General features: G+C 41.4%; 10 protein-coding genes and 1 pseudogene. 8 read left to right on the forward strand and 3 right to left on the reverse strand.

All coding sequences use genetic code 11. The annotated features are described in order from the left end of the window. Window positions 1–96 precede the first annotated feature (96 nt). Both KKC46_20515 and KKC46_20520 read right to left on the reverse strand, forming a co-directional pair. On the reverse strand, window positions 97–312 hold the full coding sequence (locus tag KKC46_20515) for a hypothetical protein (GenBank protein MBU1056184.1): 216 nt from the start codon (window positions 310–312) through the stop codon (window positions 97–99). Between the two features lie 150 nt (window positions 313–462). Further along, window positions 463–1,695: pseudogene (locus KKC46_20520) on the reverse strand (ATP-binding protein). Between the two features lie 392 nt (window positions 1,696–2,087). Between KKC46_20520 and KKC46_20525 the strand changes: the two are divergent. From KKC46_20525 to KKC46_20560, 8 genes are all read left to right on the forward strand, one after another. Continuing rightward, window positions 2,088–2,513 (forward strand): response regulator, encoded by a 426-nt coding sequence (locus KKC46_20525; protein ID MBU1056185.1) that lies wholly within the window; start codon window positions 2,088–2,090, stop codon window positions 2,511–2,513. Further along, a complete protein-coding gene (locus KKC46_20530; GenBank protein ID MBU1056186.1) occupies window positions 2,506–4,809 on the forward strand; it encodes a 4Fe-4S dicluster domain-containing protein in 2,304 nt (767 codons plus the stop codon). Before KKC46_20525 ends, KKC46_20530 begins: the two co-directional genes overlap by 8 nt. Beyond that, the gene (locus KKC46_20535) at window positions 4,802–8,182 is read left to right on the forward strand and encodes an FAD-dependent oxidoreductase (GenBank protein ID MBU1056187.1); all 3,381 of its coding nucleotides are present in this window, start codon (window positions 4,802–4,804) and stop codon (window positions 8,180–8,182) included. The genes KKC46_20530 and KKC46_20535 overlap by 8 nt, the downstream gene beginning before the upstream one ends. A gap of 144 nt (window positions 8,183–8,326) precedes the next feature. After that, the gene (locus tag KKC46_20540) at window positions 8,327–8,749 is read left to right on the forward strand and encodes a hydrogenase iron-sulfur subunit (GenBank protein MBU1056188.1); all 423 of its coding nucleotides are present in this window, start codon (window positions 8,327–8,329) and stop codon (window positions 8,747–8,749) included. Between the two features lie 18 nt (window positions 8,750–8,767). Beyond that, window positions 8,768–9,913 carry a 4Fe-4S dicluster domain-containing protein gene (locus tag KKC46_20545; protein ID MBU1056189.1) on the forward strand — a complete coding sequence of 382 codons (1,146 nt, stop codon included), beginning with the start codon at window positions 8,768–8,770 and terminating at the stop codon, window positions 9,911–9,913. Window positions 9,914–9,922: 9 nt separating this feature from the next. Then, entirely contained in the window at window positions 9,923–13,390 is a 3,468-nt protein-coding gene (locus KKC46_20550; protein MBU1056190.1) for an FAD-dependent oxidoreductase, read from the forward strand. Between the two features lie 180 nt (window positions 13,391–13,570). Then, on the forward strand, window positions 13,571–15,064 hold the full coding sequence (locus KKC46_20555; GenBank protein MBU1056191.1) for a PAS domain S-box protein: 1,494 nt from the start codon (window positions 13,571–13,573) through the stop codon (window positions 15,062–15,064). Continuing rightward, complete coding sequence (locus tag KKC46_20560; protein ID MBU1056192.1) at window positions 15,057–16,181, forward strand: response regulator; 1,125 nt, start codon at window positions 15,057–15,059, stop codon at window positions 16,179–16,181. The genes KKC46_20555 and KKC46_20560 overlap by 8 nt, the downstream gene beginning before the upstream one ends. Window positions 16,182–16,192: 11 nt before the next feature. Here KKC46_20560 and KKC46_20565 read toward each other — a convergent pair whose 3' ends face one another. Next, window positions 16,193–16,441 (reverse strand): zinc ribbon domain-containing protein, encoded by a 249-nt coding sequence (locus KKC46_20565; protein ID MBU1056193.1) that lies wholly within the window; start codon window positions 16,439–16,441, stop codon window positions 16,193–16,195. Between the last annotated feature and the right edge of the window lie 14 nt (window positions 16,442–16,455).

A 16,455-nucleotide genomic window follows, 5' to 3' on the forward strand; every position in this document is an offset into this window, starting at 1 on the left:
ATCCAACAGGCATCTTTATAAAAGCGCTGATATTGGCATTAGATTTAGAATATGTAATAAAAAAAATTTATTTTGAATAGATTGAGCAATAACATATCAATTTATAAAATAGGAATATTTTATAAATATCACAGTTTCACCCAAGCCTTTGATAAGAAGAATCAGTAAAGCCCGTTCGCAAAAACCGATTTTCTGCTCTTTCAAACAGAAGCAGGCTGCACTACATCCGCCTATTCGAATTACCTTCCACCAAGGTGCAGCAATTACGCGCCGGGTAAGCGGAAAGGTTTGGTCACAGCAATGCAGAAGCATGCACCATCCATAAGGTCGGGGTATTCGTCAAGGAAAGTCCAGACCCCTGGCATCAGAAGTCGTAACACGAGAGGTAGTCTTGTTGATAGCATCCAGCGGCAGTGCGAATTCAACGAGTTTTTTCTTATATATCATGTCCTCTCCATTTATTCAGATCACCTTCCACCAAGGCACAGCCATTACGCGTCGTGTAAGCGGGAAAGTTTGATCACCGCCATACAAAAGTAACGCTCCATCCACAAGATCGGGGTATTCATCAAGAAAAGATTCCAAACCTTTGGCGTCGGCGGTTGTAACACGGGCGGAGGCATTGATCTCTATGGGCAGCAGCTTGTCCGGTGTTTCGATAACAAAATCCACCTCAATCCCAGTGGCCGTTCGCCAGTAGAGCACTTCGGGACGAATTGCCTGCAGATCACGCCATGCTAAAAGGTCCGTAAGTACCATATTTTCCAGGTGAGCCCCCCTCGGTTCAATTTCCCCGGCCAGGAAAAGAGCAAGTCCGGTATCACTCCAGTAGAGCTTGGGCGATTTGATGAGCCGACGGGTTCGATTAACGCCATAGGCGGAAAGGCGCACAGCCTGATAGCTTGCTTCCATGAGGTTGAGAAAGCGGTGAACCTGGGGTTGGGCGATACCTACATCACGCCCCAGTTCGGTCTGATTGACAAGATTACCAATACGCAGACAGGCCGCCCGCATGAGGCGGCGAAAATCAGCAAGGTTTTCCACTGCACGCAGGGCTTGCAGATCACGTTCCAGGTAAGTCTGCACATAACCGGAAAACCAGAGCGCACGATCCTCTCTGTTGGTGAGGCGGTGAGCCGGAACAGGCAATCCGCCCAGAATGGCTGCGTCTTTCCACCCTTCAGGATAGCTTGGCTGAGCATCCAGCATCTCGCGCCAGCCGGAATAGGGTGTTGTCAGCAGCTCACTCCATATCCCGGCGCAACCCAGCCCCAATCGTTCGCGCCTGGTGAAGGGCCAAAGGGTTACATACACCGCCCGCCCAGCCAGTGTTTCTCCGATTCTTTCCAGCATTAGCAGGTTGGCCGACCCGGTGAGAATGAAACGGCCAGGAGTGTGTGCCGGATCGGTATCAACGGCACGTTTAACTGCTATCAGTAGCTCACGGGCGCGCTACACTTCGTCAAGCACCAGACTGTGGGCCCTTGCCACTACAGCTTCGGGTTCCGTCTCAGCCTGAGTGCGCAGGTCAAAGTCGTCCAGTGTGAGGTAAGGTCGTCCTTGCAACAGTGGCAATGCATGCAACAACGTTGTTTTGCCGGTCTGTCGGGCGCCAAGCAGAACCACCACCGGGGCAATACGTGCCGCCCGCTCGATTGCGGAAGCTGCTGCACGTGGTAAAATTGAATCAGGTATTATGGTTCCCATGCATGTATGATAATCATACTTTTAAAGAATATGCAACTTGTTCATATTTTACGATTCACTATTAAAAGAAATATTAATAAATTTTAAAATAGTGTTGCATGCAACACTATTTATGTTGCATCTTTTTGCAATATTATTTTATTTTATAATTATATATAATATTTATATGGTATTCTTTAATAATTAATGTTGCATATTATGTTGCTTTAACTTGACACCCCTTTTCCGGTTTTCCTTTCATAAACAATATCCCATTGAAATTAATAGATATCTTACTACCACCCTTTTTTGGCACAACCTGTGCTGTTTATTTCCATATTAAATACGTAGAACATGATTTTTTATAAACGGAGCATTTCAGTTCGCCGAGGAAAACATTTATGGAACATGGAAATAAAATCAAAAAAATATTAGTTGTAGCTGATGAATTGGATATACTGATTTTTCTTTCAAATCTTTTGCGGGCTGAAGGCTTTGAAGTAGTTGAAGCCAATAATGGTGAACAGGGTTTAGCAAAAGCACGAAAGAATTTGCCTGCTCTTATAATACTTGATGTTATGATGCCTGAAGAATCCGGGATTCAGACTTATCAGGCATTAAAGTATGACAAACGGCTCCAGCGCATCCCGGTTATAATGCTTTCGGCAATAAACAAAGAAACTTTTTCCCATTACCAAAAATTTGAAAGTATAAAGGCAAGGCAAGGCATTCCGGAACCGGAAGCTTTTCTGGAAAAGCCGCCGGAAGCAGAAGAACTTATAAATACCGTGCTCAAATTAATGCCAACGGATAGATGTCATGATTAATAATTCTGTCGATCCAAAACTTTACAATGAAGTTGCAAAATTCGGAGCAATGGATATGGAAATCTGCATGCAGTGCGGAGCATGCAGTGCATCATGCCCTTTATCTGAAGGAAATAATCCCTTTCCCCGAAAAATATACCGGTATCTCCAGCTTGGTTTAAAAGATAAGCTGCTGAAATCATCCGTACCCTGGCTTTGTTATTACTGCGGTGAATGCAACAAGGAATGCCCCAGAGGAGCAGAACCTGCAGAAACCATGATGGCTGTCCGGCGCTGGTTGACTACTCAATACGACTGGACCGGACTTGCCAAAAAGCTTTACCTGTCTACAGCCTGGGAAATCGGCGCATTAGCCTCAGTGGCACTTTTTATTGTATTACTTTTTGTTTTTTTTCACGGCCCCATAATTACCGATCATGTTTCGGTAAATACATTTGCACCGGTTATCTGGATTGAAATCGGTGATCTTTTGATGGCAACAATACTTTCCACTTTTCTTCTTTCCAATGCATTCAGGATGTTTCGATATATAATGGGGGACACAAATGCACCCTTTATTCTTTATATTAAGGAAGCAAAAACATTTATTTTAAACTTTGCCACACAAAAACGCTGGAGTAAGTGCTCAGATGATAAAAGCCGATGGGTGAAACACTTCATCCTTGTAACCGGCTATCTTACCATGATGACGCTTATCATTATTTGTATACGATGGTTTCAGGTAGATGACAGCAGCTGGCATTTTACAAGTATTTTCGGCTACTATGCCACAGCTGTTCTTCTTTTTATAACAGTGGAAATGTTTTTAAGCCGTATGAAAAAGCAGGAAACAATACACCGTTATTCAGAGCTTTCCGACTGGCTTTTTCTGATACTTCTTTTTCTTACAACTTTAACCGGAATAATGATGCATATAGTACGTCTTGCCGGATGGCCCATGGGAACATACGTAATATATGTTATACATTTAGCAATTGCAGTACCTATGCTTGTGATTGAAGTTCCTTTCGGAAAGTGGTCCCACATGTTCTACAGACCGTTGGCTCTGTTTTTATCTGCTGTAAAAGATAAGGCATCAAAGGCATCCGATATAGATATTGAAGAATTAATTGAAAAAGCCGGCGAAACATTTATGGTATGCCAGCAATGCGGAACATGTACCAGCGTATGTCCCGTTAATTTAGTTTCAGATTACAGCCCCCGCCGTATTTTGCGCAAACTTGCATTTAATAACGGAACACAGGAGTCGGTCGAAAATGCCGCATGGGATTGTCTTACATGCAACACATGCGGCATAAACTGCCCGCGGGGGATAGACATAATAGAAGTCATACGTGCTGTAAGAACCCTCAATATATCTTCCGGCAAAATTCATGAATCACTTAAAGCGCCTCTTGACAGCTTGAAAATAAACGGCAACCCATGGAACGAAGATCCTAAGAAGCGAATTGACTGGACAGACGATTTAAGTATCGCATCCTTTACACCCGATAATAAATACTGCCTTTTCACATGTTGCACAACGGCTTATACTGCCGAAAACCAAAAAGCCGGACGTGCTTTATCGCAACTTATGGATCATGCCGGAGTTAATTTCGGCACACTCGGCAATAAAGAAAATTGCTGTAGTGATATCGCCCATAAGGCAGGTGCAGATGATACATTTAGTAAGCTTATCACAAGAAACACCGAAATGTTTTTGTATGAAAACGTAAAAACAATACTTGCAACATCACCTCATTGTTTAAACTCCTTTAAAAACAATTACCCTGGTTTAAAGGGCCAAGTAAACTGTGAGCATTATACCGAACTTCTCGAAAGACTGATTTTAAAGGGCCGTTTAACACCTTTTGGAAAAATCGAATCAACGGTTACTTATCATGACCCCTGCTATCTGGGTCGATACAATAATATTTACGAAGCGCCGCGGCGTATACTGCAAAGCATTCCGGGTCTTAAGCTCGTTGAAATGGGAAATAACAGAGAAGGCAGCATTTGCTGCGGCGGATTTGGCACAGACGCCTGGAATAATTACTACAATAGTGGCCGGAAAAGCAATCAGCTTGGTATGTTGCGAATAGAAGAAGCGCTTGATACAGGCGCTGAAATGATTGTAACCGCATGCCCGTTTTGTGTTCTTACGCTAAATGACGCTGTAGAAAAACTAGGTGTAAAACACCGGATAACCGTTACTGATCCGGCACAATTGCTGCTGCAATCAGTTAATACAGTATACGAAGTTGATATTACAAATAACATCAAGCCGAGTTATAATAAAGAGGTAGTTTATGCCTGATAGAATCGGATTTTATATCTGCCATTGCGGCATTAATATAGCCTATAGGGTTCGCGTGAAAGAAGTTGCCGAATATGCGGCTACCTTACCAAATGTTGTGGTTTCACGTGATTACCTGTTTATGTGTTCAGATCCCGGACAGGAACTTATAGAAAAGGACATTCGCGAACATAATTTAACCCGTGTGATAGTGTCATCATGCTCACCCAGGATGCATGAAAAAACGTTTCGCGCCGCATGTCAAAGGGGCGGCCTTAATCCATACAAAGCATTTCATATGGTATGTGTTCGCGAGCATGTTTCATGGGTAACCGAAAACGAAGATGAAGCCACCGAAAAAGCAAAAACCCTTGCAAGAGCCGGCATTATGAGAGTTGTAAATCAGCATATACTTACTCCTGCTACGTTTCCGGTGTGTACAAACACCCTTGTGGTAGGCGGTGGCATTGCAGGCATGCAGGCATCTCTTGATATATCCAAAGCAGGATATAAAGTATATCTTGTAGAAAGACAGCCTACAGTAGGCGGGCATATGCTGCAATATGACAAGACATTTCCTACCCTTGACTGTGCGGCCTGTATCGGCACGCCGAAGATGGTTTCAGTAGGCCAGGAGCCGAACATCAAATTACTCACTTATAGCGAGGTTGAAGATGTTAGCGGTTTTGTAGGTAATTTCAAGGTAAAGGTCAGAAAAAAATCCCGTTTTATTGAAAAAAACTGCACCGGCTGCGGTGAGTGCGAAAAAGTATGCCCGGTTGAATTTACAAATGATTGGGATGTAAATACTAAAATCAGAAAGGCTATATACCGCCCGTTTCCCCAGGCAGTTCCTATTACTTATTGTATCGATAAATATGACAGAGCCCCTTGTGTCCAGACCTGTCCGGCAGGCACAAATGTGCAGGGATATGTAGCATTAATTAAATCAGGGAAGTACAAAGAAGCCCTGAATCTGATTATGGAACGACTGCCTTTGCCGGCAACACTGGGACGTGTTTGCCCTGCCCCGTGTGAAAAAGCCTGCCGCAGAGGCGAAGTAGATAGCGCTGTTGCTATACGTGACCTGAAGAGATTTGCGACAGATCAAACGGATATTTCCATGCTGCCCACACCTGATATCAAAGATCTTGACGACAAAGTGGCGGTTATAGGATCAGGTCCTGCAGGTCTATCGGCAGCATATTACCTGCGCTTAAAAGGTTACCAAATTACTATCTTTGAAGCCCTGCCGGTCTTAGGAGGCATGCTTCGTGTAGGTATACCGGATTACCGGCTTCCGCCTGATATACTTGATAAGGAAATCAAAAACATCCTGCGGCTTGGTATAGAAGTTCAAACGGAGAAAAAATTAGGAATTGATTTTAGCCTTGATGATTTAAAAAACCAGGGCTTTAAAGCGATTTTTCTCGGAATCGGCGCTCATAACAGTCTTAAACTCGGCATTCCCGGTGAAGAAGGTTTAGAGGGTGTTATCGATGCTGTCAAGTTTTTAAGAAATGTAAATCTGGGTATTATAAAAAAACCCGGTGACAAGGTCGTAATTATCGGTGGCGGCAATGTGGCTATTGATGCTGCAAGATCTGCATTGCGAATAGGTTGCAAACAGGTAAATATTATTTATCGCCGCAGCCGCGAGCAGATGCCGGCTTATCATGAAGAAATCAGGGATGCGCTGGAAGAAGGAATTAAAATCCATTATCTTACAGCGCCAATTTCTATTCATGGAAATAACGGGCAAGTTGATGCTGTTGAGTGTATCAAAAACGAACTTGGTGCGTCTGATGCAACCGGCCGTAGCCGGCCCGTGCCCGTTTCAGGATCGGAGTTTGTCATTAAGTGTGATGCGGTAATTCCCGCAATAGGACAAAAAACGGAAGTAAAATGGCTTGTCGAAGATAAACTTGTGCAAGTTTCAAAACGAAATACCATACATGTAAATCCGCATACCATGCAGACAAATATTTCTTACATATTCGGAGGAGGCGATGCAGTCAGCGGGCCTGCAACTGTTGTTGAAGCTGTATCCGCAGCCCGGAAAGCAGTTGATGCTATCCACTGTTATATTTGCGGAGATGATCTTGATATATTGAGCGCAAACTTAGCTTCAAAGGGTACACCGGGTCAAAACTGGGCTGAAATACCCCAATTTATCCAAAAAAATGACAGGGTAAACTTGCAGCATCGGGAGGTCAGGGAACGCATTACTTCTTTCAAAGAAGTCAGCTTAAGATTAGCGGAAACAGAAGCAATAAATGAAGCTTCGCGTTGCATAAATTGCGGCGGATGCTGTGAATGCAAGCTTTGCGTATCTTCATGCGAAGCAAAAGCAATTAATCATTTAATGAAAGATGAGATAGAAGAAATCGATGTCGGATCAATAATTGTCGCAACCGGTTTCGATCCTTTAAACCCAAGTCCCATGCCTCAGTACGGTTACGGTAAGTATCCAAATGTATTTACCAACCTGGAGTTTGAACGTCTTTCAAATGCTACGGGACCAACAGGCGGAAAAATCCTTAAACGAAACTCTTATGACCGTTTGAAGTTTACGGAACCTCCCAAAAGTGTCGCAATTTTACATTGCATAGGAAGTCGCGACATCAATTTTCACGAATACTGTTCACGTACCTGCTGTATGTATGCGCTTAAATATGCGCATCTTATCAAGGATAAATGCGGGCATGATACCGAAGTATATAATTTCTATATTGATATGCGCTGCTTCGGCAAAGGGTATGAAGAATTTTACAAACGCGTTCAAAGTGAAGGTGTACGCATGGTTCGCGGCAAAGCTTCACGGATTGAAGAAAAAAACGGTCTCCTCACAGTAACAGCCGAAGACACACTTTCAGACAGAATATTAAAAGTTCCTGTTGAAATGGTTATCCTGTGTACTGCTATGGAACCGCGTCCCGATACAAACGAGGTATCGCGAACATTTGGAATAAGTGTTGGAGGTGACGGCTTTTTTCTTGAAGAACATCCGAAACTCGAACCGGTTTCTACTGCTACAAGTGGTATTTTTCTGGCGGGAACATGCCAGGGCCCAAAGGATATTCCGGATACCGTTGCACAGGCAAAAGGAGCTGCCGCCGAAGCCCTGGCCTTAAGTGCTTCGGGAAAAGTATCAGTATCTCCTATGATTTCACATATAGATCCCGATGTATGTATAGGCTGCCGGATTTGCATAGATCTATGCGCCTATTCGGCAATTGAATTTAATGAATTAAAAAGAATAAGCGAGGTTAATGAAGCCGTATGTAAAGGCTGCGGAAGTTGTTCCGGCTACTGCCCAAGCGGCGCCGCCCAGATCCGGCATTTTACGGGCAAGCAGATCTTTTCCGAAATCGACGGCTTGCTGGCAGGTTAATATAACTACATTAACATCAGACATAAAGTTTATCAAAATGGTGCAAGTATTCAAAAGTTCGGGGTTAAAACATAATCAGATTTCACGTGAACCCTTGACCCCTCGAATCCTTGAATCCTAATATTTACTGAAAGGAACTTAAATATGAGCGAGTTTGAACCGACAATTGTGGCTTTTTTTTGCAACTGGTGTACTTACACTGCTGCTGATTTAGCCGGAACTTCACGTCTGTCATACCCTCCTAATATAAAAATCATCCGGGTAATGTGCACCGGCATGGTTGACCCGCAATTTATCATCAAAGCCTTTTTGGAAGGTGCAGACGGAGTGCTGGTCAGCGGCTGCCATCCTGGCGACTGCCATTATATTAACGGAAATTATAAAGCACGCAGGCGAATCAAGCTGTTAAAAGAAATCCTTCCTCAATTCGGATTTGATTCTAAAAGATTAAGATTAACATGGATAGGAGCAAGTGACGGAATTCGTCTGGCAGAAATTATGCGCGAACTTGTATCACAAATCAAAGAACTGGGCCCCGGCCAAGCAAAATTGAATATGGTGATTTAGAATGTATTCGGAGGGAATATGACGGTTACGGCAAAAATTAATATTAAAAATCAGGATATATCGGAATCCATAAGAAGTTTTCTGGAAGATATTCTTAAAACCGGAATTGTTCAGGCAATGCTTGTGCCTCAGCATCTCCCGATGAAAAAAATGGTAATGCCCACGCTGGTAACTGATCCAAAATATTTAGAAGGTGTTGATACTCTTGCACCGGCATTTCCAATGAATGCGGCAACAATTGCCGCCAAACTCACACGCAAGCCAATTGGCGGTAAAATAGCAGCTGTATTGCGCCCCTGTGAGATCAGAGCATTTATTGAACTGGTTAAACTAAACCAGGCCCAAAAAGATGATATTATTTTGATATGCGTAGATTGTTTAGGCGCATTTCAAAATAATGACTATTTAAAATTCTTTAGTCAAAAAACAAAAGAAGCAAGCACCCTGTTTTATAAAAAGGTTATTGAAGAAAATGCTGTTGAAATAGAAGGAGTAAAACTTGCTACAGCCTGTATGGCATGTGAACACCCGGTTTCCGAAAACGCCGATATCCAGATCGGCCTATACGGTATGAAGACTGACGAATCCTTACTGGTTAAGGCTCAATCACAAGCCGGAGATAATATATTAAAACAACTTAATCTTAGCGCCACAAATGAACCTGCGGGCAGACAGAGTGCTATCAATAATCTGATCAAACAGCGCACCGAATATAAAGATAATATGTTCGATAAAACGAAGGAAGCAACCGATAGCCTGGAAAAAATATCCGAGTATTTTGCTTCCTGCGTCAATTGCTATAATTGCCGGGTGGCATGCCCTGTTTGCTATTGCAAAGAATGTGTTTTCGTTACGGATGTATTTAACCATGATCCTTCCCAGTATTTAAGCTGGGCTAAACGGAAAGGTATCATTAAAATGCCTACCGATACCCTATTTTATCATATCACGCGTCTGACTCATATGAGTACGGCTTGTGTCGGCTGTGGCCAGTGCTCAAACGCCTGCCCGAACGATATCCCGGTTATGGAGCTGTTTCGTTCCATAGGCGATATCACCCAAAAGGCGTTTGATTACCAGGCAGGTCAAAGTATTGAACAAAGACCTCCTCTGTCGATATTTAATAAGGACGAATATCAAGAGGTGGTAGGAATAAACGATTAAGAGGTATTTATGACCAAAAAATACGGCAAGGCTCTGGTTGTAGGCGCCGGAATAAGCGGACTTCGCACCGCTTTGGATCTGGCAGAATACGGCTATGGCGTCACGCTGATAGACAAGGCACCGAATACAGGCGGCATATTAAGACAGTTGGATTATCAATTCCCAACGGATACTTGCGGAATGTGCAAGATGCTTCCGCTGTACAATCGAGATAAAGGCTCACAATATTGTCTGCGTAAAGGTTTATTTCATGAAAATATTGAAATACTTCTTTCAACACAACTTACATCGGTTGAAGGCGAAGCAGGACAATTTCAGGCAACGGTAAGACAGCATTCTAACTGGGTTGATCCAAATCTTTGCACCGGCTGCGGTTATTGCGCCGATGTCTGTCCGGTAGAAGTACCTGACGAATTTAACGAGAATATTGGAACTCATAAAGCAATTTATCTGCCTGTTCCTCATGCCATACCGAATCCGTATATAATTGATATTTCATCATGTACACATTGCGGGGCATGCATATCAGCTTGCCCGACAGGTGCAATTAATTTGCCGCAGGATAAACGAAAATCCTTTCGTATACTGGTAGTGGATGATGAACTGATTATGCGTGATTCTTTAAAAGAATGGTTAATAGACGATGGGTTTTTGGTTGATATGGCTGCTTCCGGCGCCGAAGCTCTCGATAAACTGAAAGCACAAGCTTACGATTTAATGCTTTTAGATATCATGATGCCCGGCATGGATGGAGTTGAAGTACTTCAAAAAGCCAAAGAGCTTTTTGATGATCTGAAAGTAATTATGATGACCGCTTACGCAACCGTTGAAACCGCTGTTGAAGCCATGAAAATCGGGGCTCTGGACTATCTGGTTAAGCCGTTTGATCCTGATGTTTTAATCCCGATGATTGCAAAGATATTTCAGGATACCACAGCCGTTGTCGAAGAAAGGCAGCTTGAAGTAGGCGCAATCGTGCTTTGCGGCGGAACCGGTTTTTTCAATCCAAAAAGCGAAAAGAACTTGTTTGGTTATAAGGCTTATCCCAATGTTTTAACAAGCCTTGAATTTGAGCGCATGATAAGCGGAACCGGCCCATGCAATGGTACTCTGTTACGGCCTTTCGATAATAAACCTGTAAAAAAAATAGCATGGATACAGTGTGTCGGATCACGCGATTTGCAAACCAATGCAGATTTTTGTTCAGGAATATGCTGCATGTTTTCAATCAAGGAAGCGCTGCTTGCTAAAAGATCAAGTACTCAAGATATAGAAACAACTATCTTTTATATGGACTTAAGAACATACGGAAAAACCTTTCAGCGTTACCGTAAACAAGCCCAAAATATATATGATGTTAATTTTGTAAGAGCTAAAGTTCATTCGGTTTTTCCGGATACAGCAACAGGTGATTTGATTGTCCGCAATATGGATATCTCCGGCAATTTGAAAGAAGAAAGGTTTGATATGCTGGTGCTTGCTGTTGGCCAGAGACCGGCGCAAGAAACATCTGAAATGGCGGAATTTCTGGGATTAGATTTAAATCAATGGGGATTCGGAAAAACCGAGCCGTTTTCGCTAACTAAAACCGGCATTGACGGAATAACATTCGGAGGTTCTTTTGCAGGACTAAAAGACATCAGCGATTCACTTATACAAGCGTCATCGGCAGCTGTTAATGCTTCACGGATAATTCATTCAAAAGGAGGAGAACTTTCAATAGAAGATAAGAAAAGTCCGCCACAAAATGCCCTGACAAAAGCAATCCCTAAAATTCTGACTGTAATTTGTACTTGCGGTAACAGGTTATCGCAATCAGCAGATTTAGATTATATCAGCAAGCGGCTTAAATCCGACCCCTTAGTTGAGAATATTGAATTTCTGGAACAACTTTGCACAAGACAATCATTGGATACTCTTATAAATATAATTAAAACGTCAAATCCAAACAGACTTCTTATCGCAACATGTCTTCCCTATGTATATAAATTTAAGATAAATGAGCTTTGTAAACAAACAGGCCTTAATCCTGACTTAATTTCTATAGTTGATATAAATACTGATATATCACATTTGCTTCGCCCTAATTCCTGCGATGAAATACAACAATATAATGTTTCAGACACAAAAATATCACATGCTGTCGAACAGCGGCTTTTGTCCGTAATTGAAACCGGTATAGCAAAGCTTAAATGGGCAAATTTCTCGGAAACTCAAACAATTCCTATTTGCCAAAAAGCCCTTGTAGTAGGCGGAGGGATAGCCGGTATGACTGCTGCTATGGCAATTGCCGATCATGGCTTTGAAGTGGATATTATAGAGCAGTCCGACGAATTGGGAGGTAATCTGAATTGGCTGAAAAAAACATTGGATGGATATTCTACAAACGAGTTGCTGGAAAAAACTCTTGATCTTGTTCAAAAACATCCGAAGATCAATACTCATACCCAATCAACAGTAACCGGCTCTTCCGGTGAAATAGGAAATTTTCATACTGATATAAAAGATTCCGATAATCAGGTTCATACATTACAACATGGCGTAACTATTTTAGCTACAGGAGGAAGACAGGCAGACACCCAGTCTTATACTTACGGTGTAAATCCGGTTGTTATCACCCAGAAGGAATTGGAACAAAAACTTTCGGATAATACTATTGACCCTGAAAAACTAAATTCTGTGGTAATGATCCAATGCGTTGATTCCCGGCAGGAACCGCGTAATTACTGTAGCCGCGTCTGCTGTGCAAATGCCTTAAAACATGCGCTTTTTCTCAAGGATAAAAATCCCGCTATCTCGGTATATATTCTTTACAGAGACCTTATGGTATATGGTTTTCATGAAACATATTATACACAGGCCAGGAATGCGGGCATTATGTTTATACAGTATGACACTGATAATAAACCCATTGTTAATGACGAAAACAACAAAACACAAATCTCGGTGTTTGAACCGATACTGGGAAAACAACTACAAATTGAAACCGATCTTGTGGTTCTGGCTACAGGCATTGTGCCGAATATGCCCCGTGATTTAGCAGAAGCTTTAGGTGCATCACTTGATTGTGATAATTTTTTTCAGGAAGCGGAATCAAAATGGAGACCGGTCGATTCACTCAAAGAAGGAGTATTTGCCTGCGGTCTGGCTCATTCTCCCCGTAATATTGCCGAAACTATTGCTACAGCAGAAGCAGCTGCCCAAAGAGCACTTGTAATTTTAAGCCATAAAAATCTGGCCGGAGGAAAGATTAGTGCAAAAGTACATCACAGTATTTGCGCTTTGTGCGAACAATGTATTGACGCATGCCCATACGGTGCACGTAGCATAGATTATGAAAACGAACAAATTATTATCAATCCATGCATATGCCAGGGCTGCGGGACATGTGTTGCGGTATGCCCTAATTGCGCTTCCACATTGGATGGATTCGCCACGCAGCAAATATTTGCAACAATCGATGCTGTGATCAATTAACACAATTATTTAATACGGAGCCACTTTCAAAACGTTTCAGTTTGGTCAAGGTCAAGGCGGGGGATAATTTTAACCGCAGGAATACATGGAGTATTTTGAGGATTAAAATTATCACCCAACGCAGAGATCGGGCAAAATGGGACGTTTTGAAACTGGCTCTACGGAGATAGTATTAATAGTATGCTAAAAGAAACCGGCACAAAATGGTCCGAATTAAATATACATACAAGTGAATACCAGACTTTGTTTGAGCTGGTCCCCTGCCTTATAACATTACAGGATAAAGAGTTCAGGCTTATTCGTTACAATCATTTGTTTGAGGATCATTTCCATCCCGAGCCAGGTGATTACTGTTACCAGGCCTATAAGAAAAGAGATTCAAGGTGTGAGAAATGTCTGGTGGCTATGACTTTCGATGACGGAAAATCGCACTATGGAGAAGAATCCAGTCTTAACAATGACGGTACATTTACATATTGGATAGCGCATACATCTCCAGTAAAAAACGAAAAAAATGAAATTATCGCTGTTATGGAAGTTTGTCTTGACATAACGCACAGAAAAGAACTTGAAGAAAACCTGATAAAATCTGAAAAAAAATATTATTCAATATTCAACAATATTCCCAATCCTCTTTTTGTTCTTGATATAAATTCGCTTAATATCCTTGATTGTAATGAAAGAGTAACATCGGTTTACGGATTTTTAAAAGAAGAAATAAATAATAAATCATTCATGGATCTCTTTATAAAAAAAGAAAAAATTGATTATACCTTCAAAATGAAAGCTTATTCAAAATTAAACCGGGTAAAACAATTAACAAAAAGCGGAGAAACTATCATAGTTAATATAGGAATTACTCCTTCCGAATATCCGGGACAGAAAGTTTTACTTGTAGTAACAGATGATATAACAAAACGTCTCGAGGTGGAGCAACAAATAATACAGGCAGGTAAAATGGCAACTCTTGGAGAAATGGCTACAGGAATAGCACATGAACTCAACCAGCCTTTATCTGTTATTAAAACGGTCAGTAGTTTTTTTATCCGTAAGATAAATGACAATGAGTCAATAGATCAAACCACTCTTAACAATATGCTGGTAAAAGTCGACAATAATGTTGATCGGGCATCCCGGATTATTAACCATTTGAGAAATTTCGCCAGAAAATCGGAAATAGATTTTGAAAAGGTGCAGGTTAATGAAGAACTTGAAAGGGCGTTTTCAATTTTTGCCCAACATCTCAGGGTAAGAGGTATTGAAGTGTTATGGGACACCGACAAAAGCTTGCCGATGATTATGGCTGACCCTCAAAGGCTTGAACAGGTATTTATAAACCTGTTAATCAACGCAAGGGATGCCATTGAAGAAAAATACAGGAATATGAATTCTGCCGAAGCTGAAAAGAAAATCCATTTAAAAACATATATGGATAATAATAATGTTGTCATTGAAGTATCTGATACCGGTGCAGGAATTCCTGAAGCCATATCCGATAAAATATTTGAACCGTTTTTTACTACAAAGGAAGCCGGAAAAGGCACCGGTCTGGGTTTGTCTATCAGTTACGGGATAATCAAGGATTTCGGAGGAACAATATATTCCAGATCGATAGAGGATCAGGGAGCATGTTTTATAATCACTCTTCCTGTACAGGATAATAAAAATGGATAATCAAATACTGCTGGTTGATGATGAAGAAGATATTCGTGATGTTTTAGGCGTTTATCTGAAAGACAAGGGCTACAGTACACTTCTTGCAGAAAACGGCAATGAGGCTTTAAATATTTTCAATGAACATGCTCCGCCTATAGTTATTTCAGATATAAAAATGCCTGGTATCGACGGAATTGAACTACTTAAAAAAATCAAGCGGGATAAGCCTGACACTGAAATCATAATGATAACCGGCCATGGCGATATGGAACTTGCCATTGCAAGTTTACAAGATCATGCGGCGGATTTTATCACAAAGCCTATAAACGTAAATATTTTAGATGTGGCTCTTAAAAAAGTAGAAGAAAAAATTATAGCACGAAGGCAGTTAAGAGAATATACCGAAAATCTGGAAAAATTGGTTAAGGAAAAATCCGAACTGCAAAGCCATTTGTCTTCTTTAGGACTTATGATAGGTTCCGTTTCTCATGGCATAAAAGGTCTGCTTACTTGTCTGGATGCCGGTATGTACCAGGTAGAATCCGGATTTTCGAAAGAAAATTCAGCCGAAATTGAAGAAGGATGGAAAATAGTCAAACTCATGGTTGACCGTATAAGAAGAATGGTTTTAGATATTCTTTATTATGCAAAAGAAAGAGATCTGAACTGGGAAAAAGTAGATGCGTTAAGTTTTTCCGCAGAAGTTGCAGATATTATGGAGAGAAAGATTACATCTGACGATATTGAATTCGTACGCGATTTTGATGACACCCTGGGAAACTTTGAAATCGATACAGGTTGCATAAATTCAGCCTTGATCAATATTTTCGAAAACGCAGTTGATGCATGCATCAAAGACAAGTCAAATGAAAAACACAAAATCATATTTAATGTATCACAGGATAAGAATAATATCTATTTTGAAGTAAGCGATGATGGAACAGGTATGGACAAAGATATATGTGATAAGCTTTTTACATTATTTTTTTCATCCAAAGGCAGTAAAGGAACAGGGCTTGGCCTTTTTATTTCAAATAAAATAATCAAGCAGCACGGAGGTTCAATAAAAGTAGTTTCAGCACCTGGGCAGGGATCAAAATTTACAGTAAATATTCCAAAGACAGCAACTTGTTAAAGTTGCTAAAATCAAGCCTTTCCGCAACAGCTTCCCGGTCCGGAACACTGAGCCTGGTTGGGTGAATTACCGCAGCAAGCCGTGTCTTTTGAACCTGGAAATTTCCCCGCCTGCTGGCCCATATAAGATGAAGGCTTAGAAAGTTGCTTCTCCATACTTTTGCTGCCGCAATATTTACATAATGGCAAATCTTTATCAGCAACAATCAGAATTTCGGTTGTTTTACCACAATCCAGGCAAAGATAATCAAATAACGGCATATAAAAAACTCCTT

This window comes from Pseudomonadota bacterium, assembly GCA_018817425.1.
GTDB lineage: Bacteria > Desulfobacterota > Desulfobacteria > Desulfobacterales > RPRI01 > RPRI01.